The organism is Agarilytica rhodophyticola, assembly GCF_002157225.2.
GTDB lineage: Bacteria > Pseudomonadota > Gammaproteobacteria > Pseudomonadales > Cellvibrionaceae > Agarilytica > Agarilytica rhodophyticola.
Genome location: NZ_CP020038.1, coordinates 6,530,952 through 6,549,354, shown reverse-complemented (window position 1 = coordinate 6,549,354; position 18,403 = coordinate 6,530,952). Strand labels below are relative to the sequence as shown.

Annotated in this window: 19 protein-coding genes; 13 read left to right on the top strand and 6 right to left on the bottom strand. The window is 41.1% G+C overall.

Annotated features, from left to right (window positions below; all coding sequences use genetic code 11):
• Positions 1–2 precede the first annotated feature (2 nt).
• Entirely contained in the window at positions 3–908 is a 906-nt protein-coding gene (gene argB / locus BVC89_RS27070; protein ID WP_086934209.1) for an acetylglutamate kinase, read from the top strand.
• A gap of 120 nt (positions 909–1,028) precedes the next feature.
• Positions 1,029–1,628, top strand: coding sequence for a nucleoid occlusion factor SlmA (gene slmA / locus BVC89_RS27065; protein WP_086934208.1), 600 nt, complete (start codon positions 1,029–1,031; stop codon positions 1,626–1,628).
• Between the two features lie 171 nt (positions 1,629–1,799).
• On the opposite strand, the gene BVC89_RS27060 is transcribed toward slmA, so the two are convergent.
• Together BVC89_RS27060 and pyrE are read right to left on the bottom strand one after the other, a co-directional pair.
• Complete coding sequence (locus BVC89_RS27060) at positions 1,800–2,420, bottom strand: hypothetical protein (protein ID WP_086934207.1); 621 nt, start codon at positions 2,418–2,420, stop codon at positions 1,800–1,802.
• 8 nt (positions 2,421–2,428) lie between these two features.
• A complete protein-coding gene (gene pyrE / locus BVC89_RS27055; protein ID WP_086934206.1) occupies positions 2,429–3,070 on the bottom strand; it encodes an orotate phosphoribosyltransferase in 642 nt (213 codons plus the stop codon).
• A gap of 197 nt (positions 3,071–3,267) precedes the next feature.
• Here pyrE and BVC89_RS27050 point away from each other — a divergent pair, with 197 nt between their 5' ends.
• Positions 3,268–4,041 carry an exodeoxyribonuclease III gene (locus BVC89_RS27050; RefSeq protein ID WP_086934205.1) on the top strand — a complete coding sequence of 258 codons (774 nt, stop codon included), beginning with the start codon at positions 3,268–3,270 and terminating at the stop codon, positions 4,039–4,041.
• A gap of 79 nt (positions 4,042–4,120) precedes the next feature.
• Here BVC89_RS27050 and argH read toward each other — a convergent pair whose 3' ends face one another.
• Positions 4,121–5,515: an argininosuccinate lyase gene (gene argH / locus BVC89_RS27045; RefSeq protein ID WP_086934204.1), complete on the bottom strand. Its 1,395-nt coding sequence runs from the start codon at positions 5,513–5,515 to the stop codon at positions 4,121–4,123.
• Positions 5,516–5,690: 175 nt separating this feature from the next.
• Between argH and BVC89_RS27040 the strand changes: the two genes are divergently transcribed.
• The 10 genes from BVC89_RS27040 to BVC89_RS26995 all read left to right on the top strand — a co-directional run bounded on the left by BVC89_RS27040 (position 5,691) and on the right by BVC89_RS26995 (position 13,969).
• Entirely contained in the window at positions 5,691–6,650 is a 960-nt protein-coding gene (locus tag BVC89_RS27040) for a sensor histidine kinase (RefSeq protein WP_245929250.1), read from the top strand.
• Between the two features lie 19 nt (positions 6,651–6,669).
• The gene (locus BVC89_RS27035; protein WP_086934202.1) at positions 6,670–7,401 is read left to right on the top strand and encodes a LytR/AlgR family response regulator transcription factor; all 732 of its coding nucleotides are present in this window, start codon (positions 6,670–6,672) and stop codon (positions 7,399–7,401) included.
• A 23-nt stretch (positions 7,402–7,424) separates the two neighbouring features.
• Entirely contained in the window at positions 7,425–7,721 is a 297-nt protein-coding gene (locus BVC89_RS27030; protein ID WP_086934201.1) for a hypothetical protein, read from the top strand.
• A gap of 18 nt (positions 7,722–7,739) precedes the next feature.
• Entirely contained in the window at positions 7,740–8,006 is a 267-nt protein-coding gene (locus BVC89_RS27025; protein ID WP_086934200.1) for a hypothetical protein, read from the top strand.
• A 297-nt stretch (positions 8,007–8,303) separates the two neighbouring features.
• Positions 8,304–9,233, top strand: coding sequence for a hydroxymethylbilane synthase (hemC, locus tag BVC89_RS27020; protein WP_086934199.1), 930 nt, complete (start codon positions 8,304–8,306; stop codon positions 9,231–9,233).
• Positions 9,217–10,011 carry a uroporphyrinogen-III synthase gene (locus BVC89_RS27015; protein WP_086934198.1) on the top strand — a complete coding sequence of 265 codons (795 nt, stop codon included), beginning with the start codon at positions 9,217–9,219 and terminating at the stop codon, positions 10,009–10,011. The genes hemC and BVC89_RS27015 overlap by 17 nt, the downstream gene beginning before the upstream one ends.
• A 7-nt stretch (positions 10,012–10,018) precedes the next feature.
• Positions 10,019–11,284 (top strand): uroporphyrinogen-III C-methyltransferase, encoded by a 1,266-nt coding sequence (locus BVC89_RS27010; RefSeq protein WP_086934197.1) that lies wholly within the window; start codon positions 10,019–10,021, stop codon positions 11,282–11,284.
• Entirely contained in the window at positions 11,284–12,516 is a 1,233-nt protein-coding gene (locus BVC89_RS27005) for a heme biosynthesis HemY N-terminal domain-containing protein (protein ID WP_086934196.1), read from the top strand. Before BVC89_RS27010 ends, BVC89_RS27005 begins: the two co-directional genes overlap by 1 nt.
• A gap of 11 nt (positions 12,517–12,527) precedes the next feature.
• A complete protein-coding gene (locus BVC89_RS27000; RefSeq protein WP_086934195.1) occupies positions 12,528–12,794 on the top strand; it encodes a GIY-YIG nuclease family protein in 267 nt (88 codons plus the stop codon).
• A gap of 5 nt (positions 12,795–12,799) precedes the next feature.
• Positions 12,800–13,969 carry a class I SAM-dependent RNA methyltransferase gene (locus tag BVC89_RS26995; RefSeq protein ID WP_103654317.1) on the top strand — a complete coding sequence of 390 codons (1,170 nt, stop codon included), beginning with the start codon at positions 12,800–12,802 and terminating at the stop codon, positions 13,967–13,969.
• Positions 13,970–14,001: 32 nt separating this feature from the next.
• Here the strand turns inward: BVC89_RS26995 and BVC89_RS26990 are convergent, their stop codons facing one another.
• From BVC89_RS26990 to hemH, 3 genes are all read right to left on the bottom strand, one after another.
• Entirely contained in the window at positions 14,002–14,355 is a 354-nt protein-coding gene (locus tag BVC89_RS26990; RefSeq protein ID WP_086934193.1) for a hypothetical protein, read from the bottom strand.
• A 6-nt stretch (positions 14,356–14,361) separates the two neighbouring features.
• Entirely contained in the window at positions 14,362–16,704 is a 2,343-nt protein-coding gene (gene mrcB / locus BVC89_RS26985; protein WP_086934192.1) for a penicillin-binding protein 1B, read from the bottom strand.
• Between the two features lie 211 nt (positions 16,705–16,915).
• On the bottom strand, positions 16,916–18,007 hold the full coding sequence (gene hemH / locus BVC89_RS26980) for a ferrochelatase (protein ID WP_086934191.1): 1,092 nt from the start codon (positions 18,005–18,007) through the stop codon (positions 16,916–16,918).
• Positions 18,008–18,403 lie beyond the last annotated feature (396 nt).

Sequence of the window (18,403 nt, the reverse complement as noted above, 5' to 3'; positions counted from 1 at the left end):
TTATGCAATCTAAAGAAAAAGCGCTGAATGTCGCACAAGTATTAACCGAAGCTTTACCTTATATTCGGCATTTCCAAGAAAAGACTGTAGTTGTCAAATTTGGTGGTAATGCTATGACCGATGAAGCATTACAAAATGACTTTGCTCGCGATATTGTTCTTATGAAACTCGTTGGTATGAACCCTATAGTTGTTCATGGTGGCGGCCCTCAAATCGGAGGCCTATTAAGCAAGTTAAATATTGAGTCTCATTTTGTTGACGGCATGCGTGTCACCGATAGCGCCACTATGGACGTTGTTGAGATGGTACTTGGAGCAACAGTCAACAAGCAAATCGTTGGCTTGATTAATAGCAATGGCGGGCAAGCTATTGGCATTACGGGCAAGGACGGCAACCTTATCCAAGCGAAGAAATTAGAGGTGTCGCGTAAATCCCCAGAAATGACAGCTACGGAAATTATTGACATCGGCCACGTGGGGGAAGTCGAGCGTATTAATCGTTCTGTTATCGATGTTTTAGTGGCGAGTGATTTTATTCCAGTGATAGCTCCTATAGGCGTGGGAGAGGATGGATCATCCTATAATATAAATGCGGACCTTGTAGCGGGAAAAGTGGCTGAAGTTTTGCAGGCAGAAAAACTCATCCTATTAACTAACGTCAACGGCTTACAAAATAAACAGGGTGAAGTGTTGACTGGCCTAAGTACCGAGTTAGTGGATGAGTTAATTGCAAATGGAACAATTTACGGCGGAATGTTACCCAAGATTACCTGTGCATTAGATGCAGTAAAGGCAGGAGTTAGCACTGCGCATATTATTGATGGCCGTGTTCCACATGCAGTATTACTGGAAATATTTACTGATCAAGGTGTGGGAACCTTAATTACGAATACGCCCAGTAAAAACTAAACAGCGCGCGCACTTGCCTAATTTTGTCACTTTGAAAGTAGGTATCGTGTAGACTGCCATTAGGGTAACGACCGAACACAACAATAAAATAGGCCGAACTTAAGGGTTAAGTGAACAATTATGGCAATGCAGAATAAAAAATCACGTCGCCAACAAATTCTTGAATCTCTAGCATCAATGTTAGAGGCAAGTCCTGGCGCGCGTATAACAACTGCTGCTTTGGCAAAGCAGGTCGGTGTGTCTGAAGCTGCTCTTTATCGACATTTTCCAAGTAAATCGAAAATGTTTGAAGGTTTGATAGAGTTTATTGAGGAAACAATTTTTTCCCGCATTACAATAATTTTGTCTGAAGAAGATGATGTATTTGGTCGCTGTGAAAAGATTCTTTACTTGATGTTAGCCTTCTCAGAGAAGAATCCGGGGATGACAAGAATTTTAACTGGTGACGCATTAGCGGGTGAAACTGACCGATTACGTCAGCGTGTAGCCCAATTGTTTGATCGTGTGGAAACACAATTGAAGCAGATCTTACGCGAAGCTGAGCTGCGAGAGAACTTGCATTTTGGTTTATCCATTGCGGCAACCGTCAATATGATGATGGCAATGGTGGATGGTAAGGTCGCGCAGTTTGTAAGAAGTGAGTTCCGAATTCAGCCTACAACGGCTTGGAAAGAACAGTGGCCGTATTTCATCAAAGGCTTTTTAGTTGAGACCGCCTAAAAGAAGCCCAATATCGCTGTATGGATGCTAGATATACAACGCTATATATGGGCACTTTTTAATGAGCATTCCTTATTAAGTATTAAGTTATTTGGCTACTAGTATGCTTTTTCGCAAGCCTATGGACTGCAGTTATCGAGTATGATGAACGTCGATAGAAAACAATCTGTATTAGTTTAATTGAGTATTGGACTGCAACAACTTACTGCCCTTAGTAAAAGTGACAGCATCCTGTTCGTAGCGACTTGATACTTCTTCGTGCTCTCGCAATCGCGTATCTAATCTTCCCTGAGCAACAGAGAGCTCAGCTCTAATATCTGATAACTGTACTAAAAGCTGAGCCGGAACTTCGCGCCCTGAGCGCTCGATTTTAGCGGCTTTTGTCATCAGCTCATCAATACGAAGATTGATACTGGTGATATTACCTCTGAGAATTAAGATATTCGTGCTGATATCTTCTAATCGACGCATCTTAGCTCTTTCTATGTCGCCAATCGTACTGTAGCGTCTTAGCAAGATCGCATATCTTTCTAATAAGGCTTTTTCAGACTTCTCTTTATCTAGCTCACTACCGGTTGGAGCTGCAGGGACTTTTTTGATCAGCTGACCACTTGCACTCAAAACCTCATACCCTTTTTGTGCATACTCAGGTGGGATGCTGTGATCGAGAACTTTGACCCCATCCTTATTTACATAACGATATAAATAATTTTCCTGAGCCAAAAGTTTAGGAGACACCAAACACAGTGTTAAGGTGCTATAACTAAACATCTTGGTTAGTGCTTTTTGCACAAGCCCTCCTAAGTGCTGCCGTATTTCTGACGATATTCAGCCACGCGTTGCAAAGTGGCTTCGTCGCCTTTATTCTCTAGGAATTTCATAATATGCGACAATTCGATAATGCTAATAACTGGCACTCCCGTTTCATCTTGCAGCTCATCGATTGCAGATTTGTTGCTTTTGCCACGTTCTTGGCGGTTTAGACCAATTATAATAGCTGCAGGTTCAGCATTATTTTGTGCAATAGTTGTCAACACTTCTCTAACTGCTGTGCCGGCTGTAATAACATCATCAACAATAACAACTTTACCTGCAAGCGATGCGCCCACAAGTTGACCGCCTTCACCGTGATCCTTTATTTCTTTGCGATTATAGCAATAGGGAAGATCCAAACCATGTCTATCAGCCAAGGCAGCGACTGTCAGTGCTGCTAGGGGAATGCCCTTGTAAGCCGGGCCAAATAGCATATCAAATTTTACTCCGGATTCCACGAGTGCTTGTGCATAAAATTGCCCTAGTTTTGATACGCATGCCCCAGTTTGGAATTTCCCTGCGTTGAAAAAGTATGGACTGACGCGGCCGGACTTGAGAGTAAATTCGCCAAACGATAAAGCTTTAGCCTCAATCGCCATTTGAATAAACTCTGACTGATAAGAATGCATATAAAAACCTTGAAATTGGAATGAATACAAAAAGATGAGTGCACTTGGGTTGTAAAAAACGTCTATTATAAAAAAATCTCCATTATTCGTCACATACAAAGAATAATAGCTCCATATACTTTCTCGCGGCACGGAGTGTGCTAACAATATGGCGCAATAATGGGTATCATAGCTAAATGCTATAACAAGGGGTTAATATGAGAATAATAAGTCTGTGCGTCGATGGTATTCATCAAGCTGCGCAGCGGGGGTTGTATGATTGGTTGGCAGAACAAGATGCTGACATCATATGCTTGCAAGATCTGCGGGCGCTTGAATATGAATTAGACCATGAGATATTTCATCCAAAAGATTACTTTGCGTATTTTTTTGATTCTGGGGTGAAGCACTATAATGGTGTAGCGATATACACACGTCATCAACCTAAAGCGCTTATATATGGTCTCGGCTTTTCCAGTGGTGTCGATATGGAAGGTCGCTATCTGCAAATTGATTTTGAGCGCTATTCTATAGGCTCTTTTTTGGCCCCGAGCGCATTTGCACCGAATGAATCGCAGGAAGTCAAAATTAAGTTTTTTGATGACTTTCAAGCGCTGCTACACAAAATTACACGTAAGCGCCGCAGTTTTATTTTCTGCGGGAACTGGGCAATGGCTCACACCAAACGAGATGTTGAAAACTGGCAAGACAATCATAATCAGTCTGGATTTCTTGGCCATGAGCAACAGTGGATGAATCAATTGTTCAACCAACTTGGCTATTCAGACGCTTTTCGTCTAGCCGTTTCTGATGCCGGCGAATATTCGTGGTGGCCCTCTGGAACCGTTGGCGAAGGTGATGGTATTCGTATCGATTATCAGATTGTCTCTGAGTCCTTAAAGCGCAGAGTTGAAAACGCAGCCATGTACAAAACTAAGACTTTTTCCAGCCACCTTCCCGTTATCGTTGATTACGATATTGATGACCTCTAACCCATATTGTATAGATATTCGATCCATTTGACCGGGAGTGCAATTGCTCCCGGTTTATATAACAAGTTAACGAATCTGCTTAGGCCTCAAGTGCTTCTCTTGCTCTAGCCACTGCTGCTTTTACTTGTACCGGCGCTGTTCCACCAAGATGATTTCTAGCGCTTACAGACCCTTCCAGAGTGAGCACATCAAATACGTCTTGTTCGATACTATCGCTAAATTGTTTTAGCTCATCGAGGCTCATTTCCGATAAATCTTTATTGTTATCGATTCCATAAGCGACAGATAGACCGACAATTTCATGAGAATCACGAAAAGGAATGCCTTTGCGAACTAGATAATCTGCAAGATCCGTTGCGGTAGAAAAACCTCTTTTGGCCGCTTCGTACATTTGTTCTTTATTCGCTTTAATCGCTGGCACCATATCAGCGAAAGCGCGCAAACAGTCTTTTACCGTATCGATGGAATCGAATAACGGCTCTTTATCTTCCTGATTATCTTTGTTGTAAGCGAGGGGTTGAGATTTCATCAGTGTTAGTAGAGAAATCAAATGGCCGTTAACGCGTCCGGTTTTTCCCCTAACTAACTCTGGAACATCGGGGTTTTTCTTTTGCGGCATAATCGAAGAGCCTGTGCAAAAACGATCTGGCAATTGCACAAAGTTAAATTGGGCAGAAGTCCACAGTACTAGCTCCTCACTGGCTCGAGACAAGTGAGTCATTAATAAAGAGGCAAAAGCGCTAAACTCAATAGCAAAATCGCGATCGCTAACTGAGTCAAGGGAATTCTGTGTCGGTGCATCGAAACCGAGTAATTCTGCAGTTTGCTCACGATTGATAGGGTAGGTGGTTCCCGCCAAGGCTGCAGCGCCAAGTGGGCACAGATTTAAGCGCTTTCGGCAATCTTGTAAGCGGCCATAGTCGCGATTTAGCATTTCAAACCAAGCCAGTAAATGATGACCAAAAGTAATCGGTTGCGCTGTTTGTAGATGAGTGAAACCAGGCATAATAGTATCGGCATTGGTTTCGGCCAGGGTCAATAACCCCTCTTGTAGGCGTTTCAGTTCGGCACTTATAAGGTCTATTTCATCGCGCAAATAGAGCCGGATATCGGTCGCTACTTGGTCATTGCGAGATCGTCCTGTATGAAGTTTTTTACCTGTGATACCAATGCGCTCAGTCAGTTTAGCCTCGATGTTCATATGTACATCTTCAAGTGTTACTGACCAATTAAAATTGCCGCTTTCAATATCTCTTTGGATGCTTTGCAAGCCGTCTATAATGCTGTCTCGCTCTTTGGCATTTAGCACGCCAACATCGGCAAGCATGGTGGCATGGGCAATAGAACCGGTGATATCTTGGCGATACATGCGCTGATCGAAAGATATAGATGCGGTGAAACGTTCGACAAATGCATCTGTGGCTTCGCTAAAACGGCCACCCCAAGGTTTAGAAGGAATTTCTTTCTGACTCATAGTATCTGCTACTTTGTATGTTAAATGGGCGTATTGCTAATTAAGAGATTGAATTATCCTAAAAACTGTAGGTTTGTGAAGACTTAGGGGAAAGATTATTTTAAAGCTAGTCAAAAATACATCTGCTGAAGGTGATTTTCTGCCGGATCTATGTACTGTTCAAGCGGTCTTTGCTTTGATTTTAGTCGGTGAACTGCTGTCTTTTGCCTTTGTCGTGATTAAACATGGCATCTTTAGTTTTAACTGGGTGTATTTTGGCTCGGTCTCGTTTCTCGTGCAGTGGATTATTCTTTCTAGTGCCGCCTGCTTATGTCCTCTAAGATCATGGCTGGGCAAGCAAAATGGTATAGTCGCAGGTAGCATCAGCTACGGTCTTGTACTGTTGATGACACTGATTTTTACAAGTGCCGGGTTGTGGTTAATGCACGGCCAGCAAATACGAGACAACAGCGCTATTGCTGAGAACCTAATCATCGCTGCAATTTTTGCCGGTGTTGTTCTACGCTATTTTTATCTGCAACAGCAGTTACAGAATAGAGAGCAAGTTGAACTGCGTTCTCGTATTCAAGCATTACAATCGCGTATAAGGCCGCATTTCTTATTCAACAGCATGAATAGTATTGCCAGCCTCATCGACATTGATCCGAAAGCGGCAGAGAAAATGGTTATTGACCTTTCTCAGTTATTCCGAGCTAGTCTAAATGAACCCACCATTGTCCCGTTAGAAGAAGAAATAAAGCTATGCCAACAATTTGTTTCGATAGAGCAAACTCGTTTAGGTAAGCGCCTAGTGGTTGATTGGGAAATAGATATACAAGAGATTCAAGCATCTATTCCCAGTTTGCTACTACAGCCACTGATTGAAAATGCGATCTATCACGGTATTCAACCACTACCGAATGGAGGGGTTGTCAGTGTAAAAATTGTCGCGACAGCAAGCGAAGTAAGAGTCGGTATTCTCAACCCCTCTCCTGTAGCAAACCACACAACGGGAAAAAATAGTAATGGTATGGCTTTGGAAAATATTCGTCACCGTTTGGACGCGCACTTTGGTGATCAGGCGACACTAGAATTGAACCAAGAGAATGAAAAATTTTCTGTGCAGCTTGCTTACCCTGTAAAAGATTTAACTTAGATAAAAGAACGTATAACTTATGCATATATTAATTGTTGATGATGAGGTTCTTGCAAGGCAACGTTTGATAAAATTACTAGCAAAACTAGGATACGATGTTGTCAGTGAAGCTGAAAATGGTGAGCAAGCCTTGTCCGCGGTGGAAAGTCTTGATCCCGATATTGTTTTTATGGACGTGAAAATGCCTGGAGTTGATGGGGTCGAAGCAGCACGATCCATTGCTGAGCTCGACGAACCTCCTGCTATTATTTTTTGTACAGCATATGACGAATATGCATTGCAAGCCATTGATGCTCAGGCGGTAGGCTACATTGTTAAACCTGTCCATGAAGAGCAATTAAGTGAAATTTTACAAAAAGCACAGCGTGTAAATAAATTACAGCGAGCCGTATTAAGTGGCTCAATTGATACAACAATTAAGCGTAAGCATATTTCAGCAAAGACTCGCAAAGGTATTGAGTTAATTGCTATTGAAGATATTTACTGTTTTATTGCCGATCAGAAATATGTCACAGTGATGCATTGCAATGGAGAGACATTAATTGATGATACGTTAAAAGAGCTAGAGAATGAGTTGGCCTCGGGTTTCTTACGTGTTCATCGTAATGCTTTAATTTCCATTGATTGTATTGTAGGACTTGAGCGCACTAATGCAGGGCACTTTGAAGTTGTTCTGAAGAATACAGATTTTCGTCCTATGGTGAGTCGTCGCCATTTAAGTACAGTTAAGTCAGTGGTGAGCTCTTTGTAAAGAACGTCTTAAGGAGTTTTGTTATGGATAAAGAAACGGTAAATCAAAGAGATTTAACATTAGCTGAACGCTGCAAAAAATATTTGCAAGATGGCCCGCCTCCACATATGGAAGATTACGTTCCAGAATCTCTGACAGAGATTATCATTGCTCATGGCGCACAATCTGAGCCTCTCAATGATGAGTTAAAAGAAATCGGAAGTATTATTCAAATGGAAGCAGATGACACTAATGACATCGAAGATGAAGAGATTAGAGGCTACATGCGTGAGGGCTTTGATCTATTGGCAGAGGTTTTAAATAATGCCGACGCATCTTAGGTCAAAGTAAGTTCGATAATGAATACTGAGCCGCTAAAAGCAGAGCATCTAAAAAAAATAGAATCGGATTTTTCCAGACCTGACTGCGATACCGCTATTAGCTTACTATCAACTATTAAGCTTGATCACGTTATGGCGTATTCTCAACATAACTTAGATAATACCAGGTCTGCCATCTTACAGCTAAGCGGGGGTGACTTAGCACAGCTTGAAAGTCTTGTTACCGCCGCTAAAAAAGACTTCAGGGATGTCATATATTGGGCTTCATTGGAACGAAATACCTAACATCTAGCTAAAGAATCTCCGTGGCTGGCAACGCCTGTTTGAAATGAGCTTTGTTATACATAATTCTTATTGACCACGGATAAAATTCGAGAAAATCTTGCCCAATCCATTCGGCAGTCGAGCACAAATGTAGACAAACATCAGTGGCATGGCTAATTTACAACCATTGATTTAAGTGTATTACATCATGCTCTGCTGAAAAATTGGTCTTTATGGCATCTACTGAACAAGTCTTAACGATTTCAATTTCTCATTAGTAGATGTCTGGTATCATCACCATATGACGTTGGGGGAAAAATGAATAAACTTCGAATAGCAACAAGAAAAAGCGCACTTGCTTTGTGGCAGGCCGAATTCGTTAAAGCTGAGCTTGAGAAGGCTCATGAAGGGCTGGTTGTTGAGCTAGTCCCAATGACTTCACGCGGAGACAAGATTCTTGATGTGCCGCTAGCGAAAGTAGGTGGTAAAGGTTTGTTTGTGAAAGAACTTGAGCATGCCCTGCTAAACGATGATGCTGATATCGCAGTACATTCAATGAAAGACGTGCCTATGGAATTTCCAGAGGGGTTAGGGTTGGTAACTATTTGCCAACGTGAAGACCCAAGAGACGCCTGGGTTTCAAGTCAATATTTGACGCTCGATAGCTTGCCCAAGGGAGGGGTTGTTGGCACATCAAGTCTGCGCCGCCAAAGTCAGCTGTTCGCATTGAGGCCCGACATTGAAGTGACTTTCCTAAGAGGCAATGTCAATACACGCTTGGCCAAGCTTGATGCTGGGGAATATGACGCCATTGTCTTGGCTTCCGCTGGCTTAAAACGTTTGGAAATGCGCGATCGTATCAGTAGTTTTTTTAGTCCAGAACAAATACTGCCAGCCGGTGGCCAAGGTGCAGTTGGTATCGAGTGCCGTGTCGATGATACACGCACCCGTGAGCTGCTAGCGCCCCTGCATCATCAGACTACCGCAGAATGTGTTTTGGCTGAGCGAGCTATGAACCGAGCACTAGAAGGGGGATGTCAGGTGCCTATCGGTAGCTACGCTATCCATAAAGACGATAAACTATGGCTGCGCGGCTTAGTTGCAGACCCTGAAGGAGATAAGATCATTTTTAATGAGCTTACTGATGATCCTAGTAATGGCGAAGAAATGGGCGCTTCACTAGCTAAGCTGTTACTCGACGCCGGAGCTGGAGAAATATTGGCGAAAGTTTATGGTAATGCATCCTGATACACGCATTGTCGTAACCCGTCCACAACAACAATCTCAAAGTTGGATAAATAAAATACAGGCTGCAGGAATGCAGCATTTGTACATACCCATGCTTACTATTAGCCCAGTAGGCAATGATAAGACGCAAGCGATAAAAGATATTGTCATGGCTCTGGATGAGTATTCATTTGCCATATTTGTTAGCCAAAATGCGGTTGCTTATGGCTTTGATTGGATAGAGGAATATTGGCCTCAGTTTCCTCAAGATGTTATCTGTTTGTCCGTCGGTAAGAAAACTCATGATGCAGTTAATGCGCGTTTAGATGCTTATTCTTGCGCTGCGGTAGATTATGGTGACACAAGGATGAACAGTGAAGAACTATTAGAGATGGATGCTCTGCAGAATGTTCGAGATAAAAAAATAGTCATTTTTCGCGGCTGTGGTGGCCGCACTAAATTGTTCGATATGTTACAGGCGCGAGGTGCCGAAGTTCAGCACTGTGAACTTTACGAACGCCGTTTGCCAAAAAATGCGCTTGCAGAACTTAGCCGTAATAAATTAAATGCAGAACGAGATATCCTGACAATTTTCAGCGGCGAAACTCTTATTAATATTCAAAAATTACTGCTTACGGCAAAAGTCCCTAATTGGCAGTTAATAACTATTGTAGTGCCCAGTGAACGCGTCAAAATACTTGCTGGTGAATTAGGTTTTAAACGAGTCGAAACCGCCATTAATGCAACAGAAGATTCAATGTGGCAAGCTTTAGATAAATGCTTGTCAGTAACCAAGTGAGACTTTCATGACAGATGACAATGATGACAGCAAAATAGAGCAAGGCAATATGGATGCTCAGGAACAAAGTCTACCTAAGATTGCGGATAAACCTGACGATGAGATAGTCGATAAGAGTTCAGGAACTGCCGCTATTAAAGACAGCATAGAGCCCAATCAAGAAAAAAATACCGCACACAAACCTAAAACCCGTTCTTGGGGTTTAATCAGCTTATTTATCCTTTGCTTGTTTATTACCGGTGTTATGCTGGCCGGAGGATATTATGGTTGGCAGCTTATCGAACAACAACAGAGAGAACTGTCCGCTCTTGAAAATGGATTGGCGAGTGAGTCTGAAGCTGCCAGTAAAAAACTTGAACGACTAAGCCGTGCTCATCAAGGTGAAAGCAAAGCTTTACAAGACTTGTTAGCACAAGGTCAGCAACGTATTAAAGAATTAGAACAACGGGTGAATGCTCAGGCAAAGCGCCTCAGTGCTATGTCTGATACCTCGCGTGATGATTGGTTACTCGCAGAGGCTCAGTATTTGTTAAAACTCGCTAATCAGCGTGTTCGTATTGAACGCAGCGCAGATGGTGCAGACGCACTATTAAGCGAAGCCGATGCAATTTTAAGAGATATGGATAATCCAGATCTATTTAGTTTACGCCGCGCAATAGCAAAAGACCTTGCTAGTTTACGTTTACATAAAAAAATTGACACAGAAGGTATTTACCTATCTTTAGTTGCTCTTTCTGAGCAAATAGAAAAGTTATCTATTCGTGCGCAGTGGCAAGAAAATAAAGAGCAAATAACGCAGGCATTGCCAACAGAAAGTGATGAAAAACTTTCTATTGGACAGAAACTTAAAAGAAGTTGGAATAATCTTGTTAAGCAGTTTAATCGCTACTATCGAATAACTAATCATGATGAGAGCAGTAAACCAAAGCCCATGCTAGCTCCTAGTGATGTTCATTACCTAAAGCAAAATTTACGATTAATGCTTGAGCGAGCACAGTTGGCATTATTGCGTGAGCAACAGGACATCTATCGCCAAAGTTTGCAGCAAGCTGATAATCTAATACAACAGTATTTTAATTTGACGCCTCAGGTTTTAAGTTTCCGAGAGGAAATCAACAAGCTCGAAGATAAAGAGGTTGTGGCTGAGCTACCCAATATCCAAGGCTCCTTAGAACTTCTTCATGAATATATTGAAAACCTACATAACCTTAAAGGTCTTGATGTTTCTGATAAACAGCCATCATCATCCCCCGTGAATACGGAGGATAGCTAATGTTACTCTTATTTGTTAGCTTGTTGGTTATTTTTATTGGCTCTACGCTAATGTATGTCTTTAGCGAATACCCGAGCTATGTGTTAATTAGCTTAGGGAATTGGACGCTGGAGTTTAGATTATGGTTTGGCTTAACAGCATTAGTTATTTTTCTTTTTATATTTACTTTAATCTATAAAAGAGTACGAAAAATTATAGGTTCTCTTGCTGGAAGCGTATCGTGGATAAAAGAGAGCCGTGGTAAGCGAGCAGAGCGCCGTACTTATGCAGGGCTAATACATTTTGTCGAAGGTAATTGGCAAGCGGCTAAAAAAGAACTAGTCAGTGCCGCCAAAGATACAGACAAACCTCTAGTGCACTATCTCGCAGCGGCAAAAAGTGCCTACCAACTTGGTTTAAGTGAAGAAACCAATTTTTTATTGCAGGAGGCAAAAAAAAATGCTCCTGACAATGAATTCGCGGTAGCGCTAAGCCAGGCAAATATATATTTTTCGGATAAAGAATATGAAAAATCCTTGGCAACAATAAATAGTGTGCGCGAGCAGGCACTGCGCCATCCAGTTGCTTTAGACCTGTTACGCGATCTTTACATTCAGCTTAAAGACTGGCCTGCATTAATAACTATATTGCCGGAGATAAAAAAACATTCTTCTCTGAAGCTGGAAGAGTTTGATATTTTAGAAGAAAATGTCTACATGTCTTTATTAGATGCAAGTGCCCATAAAGAAAGTAACCAGTCTGATAGCGATAAAGATGGTAATAAAGAAAGTAATAAGAATAGCGAAGCGCTTGATACTACTTGGCAAGAGTTGCCAAAGCCTATCAAAAAGAAAATAAAGCTAATTGGTCTATACGCTAACTTATTACATCGTTGTAAAAAAGATGATGAAGCAGGCCAACTCATCAGTAAGACATTAAAAAGTCAGTGGCATAGTGGTTTGGTTGAGCTCTATGGCAAATTAAATATGACGGATAGGAAAGCGCAATTAACTAGTGCTGAGGGGTGGTTAAAAAAACATGGAGAAGATGCAAGTCTTTATTTTTCGTTGGGAAAGCTTTGTATAAAAAATTCTTTATGGGGAAAAGCCAAGAGTTACTTTGAACAAAGTTTGAAAATTAAAGAGCGCCCAACGGTATACGCAGAGCTGGGAGCATTGTTTGGCCAGTTGGGCGAACATCAGAAAAGTGCGTCGATGTATCAGAAAGGTTTGCTGCTTAAGACGTTATCATAGCATTTATATTTATGGCTTGGTTTGTTTATATTGTCGAGTGTGTCGATACCAGTTTTTATGCTGGTATTACTACAGATATCGATCGCCGTTTACATGAGCACAATGAAAAAAAAAGTGGTGCTCGTTATACTCGAGCCAAGCGGCCTGTCAAACTTGTTTACTCTGAGGCTATGGAAAATAGATCAGAGGCATCTAAACGGGAATATGCAATCAAACAAATGACCCGCAAACAAAAAGAGCAAATAATTGCTCAGTATAGTCGATTAAAAACTAGGTAGTGGTTTTGGCTGGAAAAGAAAGCGAGAAAGCCGGAGAGATCTTTGAGGCGATAGTGAAAGATTTGGCCAGCGACGGACGCGGTATTGTTAAGCATCCGCATGGGAGAACATATTTTGTTCCCGGTGTATGGCTAAATGAAAAAGTCGTTGTAAAAATTAAAGGGATTAAAGGTAAAACAGGTTTCGCTGAGTGTACTGAAATATTGTTAGCCAGCCCTTCGAGAATAAATGCAAAATGCCAGCATCATGGCGTTAGCCTTGGTAAATGTGGTGCTTGTCCGTGGCAGTTTATAGATTATACAGCGCAACTAGATGCAAAACAAAAACGCGTTGAGAAAGTTTTCTCACGTTTAAATCTGCAGGATAAAGTAAAAACTATTGCCGGCTCTTCAAATATTTTTTCCTATCGTAACCGTGCTCAATTTAAAACAGATGGCATACACATTGGTTATGTGTCTTCACAGAGTAATACCTTGGTACCTATTCAACATTGTGAAGTGCTGAGCGACTATAATAAGCATACCCTTCAAGAGCTGATAGAACAATTACCCAATAAAAATTGGCAGCCTCGTGGAAAGCAACCCTGGATAACTTTGGATATCGATCATGATGTCAGCGCACAAAATATAAGTGTTAATAAGCGCCTGCCTTTTAAACAGGCAAACGATGGACAAAATCAATATATGCGTAACTGGTTGGCCAATAAACTATCGGTTCTGGATAAAGGTTGTCATGTTTTGGAATTATTTTGTGGCTCGGGCAATTTTACTGAAGTTATTTCTGAACAAAACTTTGAATGCATTTATGCTGCAGACGCTGCTGGTCAAGCTATAGAATCTTTGTTTTTAAGAGAACTCAGAGGGGTACGCACTATGACCGCTGATTTATTTAAAGAGTCTGAATTTGCAAAGATACTTAATAAAGCTAAACAATCAGAAGTATTAGTATTAGATCCACCTCGTGATGGCTTGAAAGTCAAAGGTGATATCTTTGCAAAAAAATCAAAGCTCAAGCATATCTTTTATATCTCTTGCGACCTTGCAACTCTGAGTCGTGATATTGAGGCTTTCGTCTCCCATCGTTACAAGGTCTTAGAAATTCAGCCTTTAGATCAATTCCCTCATACTCCACATATTGAATGTTTAGTGCATTTAAGGAAAAAAGATAACCACTAAGTTATCTTCAACTAGTGCCAACAGGCACTAATTTATAAATTGGCAATAAATGTATCGATGACACTGCGCAAAATTGCATCACTGGTTAGGCTTTTTGCCCTTAGCGCCATGTTGGTCGCTGTTTTAATATCATTATTTAATTTACTCATCTTAGCGATTTCGAACCATAATAGAGGATTCTTGGGTTCTAGCCTCAGAGCCCTTTCAAGCGATGCTGTTGCATTCACATATTGTTGACGGTCGCGATAATCATTTGCTTCTTGTATTAGATTCACCACAGCTTGGTTGTTAGAAGCTGGGCTTTCGTCTACCACTGGCATAACAACCGAACATGCGGCTAACAAGAGGATACTTGAGCTTAAAAAAATACGAGAAAATATAGTCATTGTTTTTTATCTTTTACCAAAAATGCGCTTAAACCAGGATTTAATTTTACCTGATGTTTTCGCGCTACAATAATTGCCATCGCTCGGAAGCGAAGATTCGTTAAATGGTAGTTCAAAAGTATTGGAGCAATTTCGAACGGCCAAAAATCCAGTGTCGTTATCTACCGCCGCGTATTTTACACTGTTAGGCTGAGGAATGCTTAGCGCTTGAGATGATAAATTTTGAATTATTTTCCCCCAAATTGTCATCGCGCCACTGGCACCTGTTAGCTGTATGCTTTTATTATCATCATTACCTAACCATACCACAGCGACTTTATCTCCGGTAAATCCAGCAAACCAACTATCTCTTAAATTGTCTGTTGTTCCTGTCTTGCCAGCAGCGTTTAAAGAATCACCAATATAATTTTTAACACTACTGCCTGTACCCCTATTTACTACCTCCTGCAATGCCCGAATAAGAAGATAATTTGCCTCGTTTGATACCGCAGGCTCGGTCTGAATTTGGTAACGGCTTAGAGGTTCACCTTCGATTGTTGTTACTTCTCTTATTGCGCGCAAGGGTGTACGGAAGCCGCCGTTGGCAATGGTATGATAGAGCTGAGTTACTTCATATGGAGTAAGTTCCATAGTACCCAATAAGCTTGATGCATAAGGGGACAACTCTTTATGAACACCGAGCCGGTGTGCCATTTTGATGATTTTTTTGACGCCGAGTTGGGTACCAAGGCGAGCTGCAGCAACATTATAAGATTTTGCTAATGCCAGCCAAAGAGGTACTTCTCCGTGGAATTTTTTATCATAATTTTGTGGCTGCCAATCTTCGATACCATTTTCGCTCCAAGTGAATGGGCTATCATCTATTGGCGTGGCAAGATTATATTCGTCCTCTTGATTCAGAGCAGTAAGGTATATAACAGGCTTAATCAGCGAACCAATTTGACGAGAAGCATCTAAAGCGCGATTGAAGCCCTGAAAATTTGTATCTCTTCCACCTACTACTGCTTTGATTTCGCCGTCTAAAATATTGGCAACAATGGTTGCCGCTTGTAAATGTCCACTTGGCAAGTTGCGATCTTTTTCTAGCTGATTCAAACGTAAAACTATGGCTTCTTCACTGATCTTTTGTTGGTAAGGATCGAGCGTTGTAAAAATACGTAAACCTTCAGAACGTAAATCTGACTCCCGGTAATCTCTTTTTAATTGCTTAATAACAAGTTCTAAAAATGCAGGGTAAAGTGATTGTCCTGTGTCTGGCAATTTACTCACAGCGATATTTTGCTTTTTCTCATAAATCGCTTGTTGTTTAGAAATATAGTCTTGGTCTGCCAGAGCATTAATTACGAGGTTACGACGTTTTTTCGCTCGCTCAGGGTGACGCCTTGGATTATAGTAGGCTGGGCCTTTAAGTAGACCAATCAAGAGTGCCGATTGATGTATTTCAAGGTGTTCAATAGGGCGGGAAAAGTAGAATTGACTGGCCAGGCCAAAACCATGAATTGCCCGATTCTTGTCTTGCCCGAAATATACTTCGTTCAAATAGGTTTCTAAAATATCATTCTTTTCATAGTGTAGCTCAAGCAATAATGCCATAACCATTTCTTTAAGCTTACGGCTTATGGTTCTTTCCTGAGTCAAAAAGAAATTCTTAACCAACTGTTGAGTAATGGTACTACCCCCTTGAATTCGCTTGCCTGAAAAAAGGGTAGTAATTGCACGTAAAACCGCTTTTGGATCTACGCCATGGTGTTGATAGAAACGTTTGTCTTCTACGGCTATAAGAGCATTAATTAAATGATCGGGCACTTGGTCGAGCCTGACGAGTTCTCTATCTTCTCCTTTATTTGGATAAATTCCTCCAATCTTAATTGGATCGAGACGTACCAGCGATAGCTCCGCGTTTGTGTTTTCGTCTCTTAACTGCGTAATTTTATTATTACTAATTCGAAAAGTGATATTTTTAGTGGCTTGTTCACCATCCCAGAAAATAAATGGTCGTGTGTACAGTGAAAACTGATTCCCAGATTGAGAATAGGAGCCTTCATTATTTGCTTGTGCTAATTTATCGTAATTAAGTAGATTTAGTTCGAACTTTAACTGGTTTGTAGTTAGGTACTTTCCTTCGTACAACTCAAGAGGACGGGCATAAACACGAGCAGGCAAAGAAAAACGCTTACCTTCGAATTGCTCTACTACATGACGATCAACGTAGAAGATATAAAGTGTAAAAGGTAGACAAAAGCCGATAATTAAGAGAATAAGTTCTCTGTAACTAAACCGTGAAAAGCGTCGTTTAGCCTTCTTTTTATTTCTCGGCTTTTTCGCTTTAGCTTTAGATGTTCTAGGCAAAAGAAAGTCCTTGTCAACAAAATAAGTAAACTTGGAGCGAACTTATGCAAACGCTCCCAATAACTGCTTTGTTACCCATTAAGATTTATCGGGTACGGAATCGCTATTATCGCAAATAATAAAGCTCAGCGTATACTGTAACTGCCAATCTGCTTCTATGCCTGTGTAATTAATGTGATCAAGCCGAGGTTATTCAAGCTTATAACAGAGTTTATGTTTTCTGATTATGAGGATGATGCATAGCAGCTTCAGCTCTTGCTGGAATATCATCCTGCTGATGAGGTTCCCATCCCTGCAGGTGTTTTTGAGCAAGGGCTTGAAGGGCGTTGATATGGTGCTTACTATCGTTTAGTGCGGGAATATAAGCGAATTGCTCGCCGCCAGCTTCCATGAAAATATCGCGATTTTCCATCCCAATCTCTTCGATCGTCTCTAAGCAATCAGCCGAAAAGCCTGGGCATACGACCTGAATAGATTTGATGCCTTTGCCTGGTAAGGACTCTAGTGTGTGATCGGTATAAGGCTGTAACCATGGCTCGCGACCAAAGCGTGATTGAAAAGTCGTTAAATACTCATCTTTCGTGATTTCTAGGGCATCAGCGAGTAGCCGGGATGTCTTGTGGCATTGACAATGATATGGATCACCATTGTGCAGATAGCGCAGTGGCACCCCATGGTAAGAAAAAATAATTTTTTGGGGACGCCCATGCTCGTTCCAGTATTCCTTGATACTATTAGCAAGAGCATCAATATAGGGAGGGAAATCATGATAATGGGTAATAAAGCGCAACTCAGGTATCCAGCGGCGCGTGGTGAAATCAGATGCCAAAGCATCGAAAGTCGAACCAACGGTACTTCCTGAGTATTGAGGGTATAGAGGCATCACCAACAATTTGCGCACACCACGCTCCATCATTTTTTGTATACATTGCTCGACAGAAGGTTCGCCATAGCGCATAGCCCAGTCAACGACTAGCGTGTCACCCCATTCTTTCTTTAAAGCCTGTTCTAAAGCCTTTGCTTGCTTTTCTGTATAGATAGCAAGAGGTGAACCCTGTTCTGTCCAAACACTTTGATAAGCCTTCGCAGAGCGGCTGGGGCGAATACGAAGAATAATAAGATTGAGTATAAGCCACCATAATAGACGGGGAAACTCAACTACTCTCGGATCTGATAAAAACTGGCGTAAATAAGTTCTTAATTCGGTTGTCTTAGGCGCTTTAGGCGTGCCTAAGTTGGTGATGATTAGACCAACCTTGTCGGCTTGATCATGACTAAAATGTGATGAGTTTTTATATCCCACTATTGTTACGCCTGTCTAAATGATTGCCATGCTGGATACGAATATTGCTTCAAAGCGGATGAAAGTCTAGTGGAATCGAGGTTTATATACCAGCATATCGATAATATGTATTAATTGCCTTTATTTTTGATAGCGTAAACTATAGTGTGGATTGACGGTTTTTTGTTCGTTTTTCTGAAGTGGAAATTTACCTATCAACGGACGACATACTAGTGCGAGTATACTTAGTTAAAAAATAAAAGCATTTAATTTGCTTTGAAAAAATATTGACTGCTATTTTTTATTTCTATTAATTATGATATTGAAATATGTTAAATGATTTTTTAAAACGCTTTTATTTTTAATTTAAAGCTCAACTTAATTTCGAAAATAAAAATCACTAAATACTAAATAAGA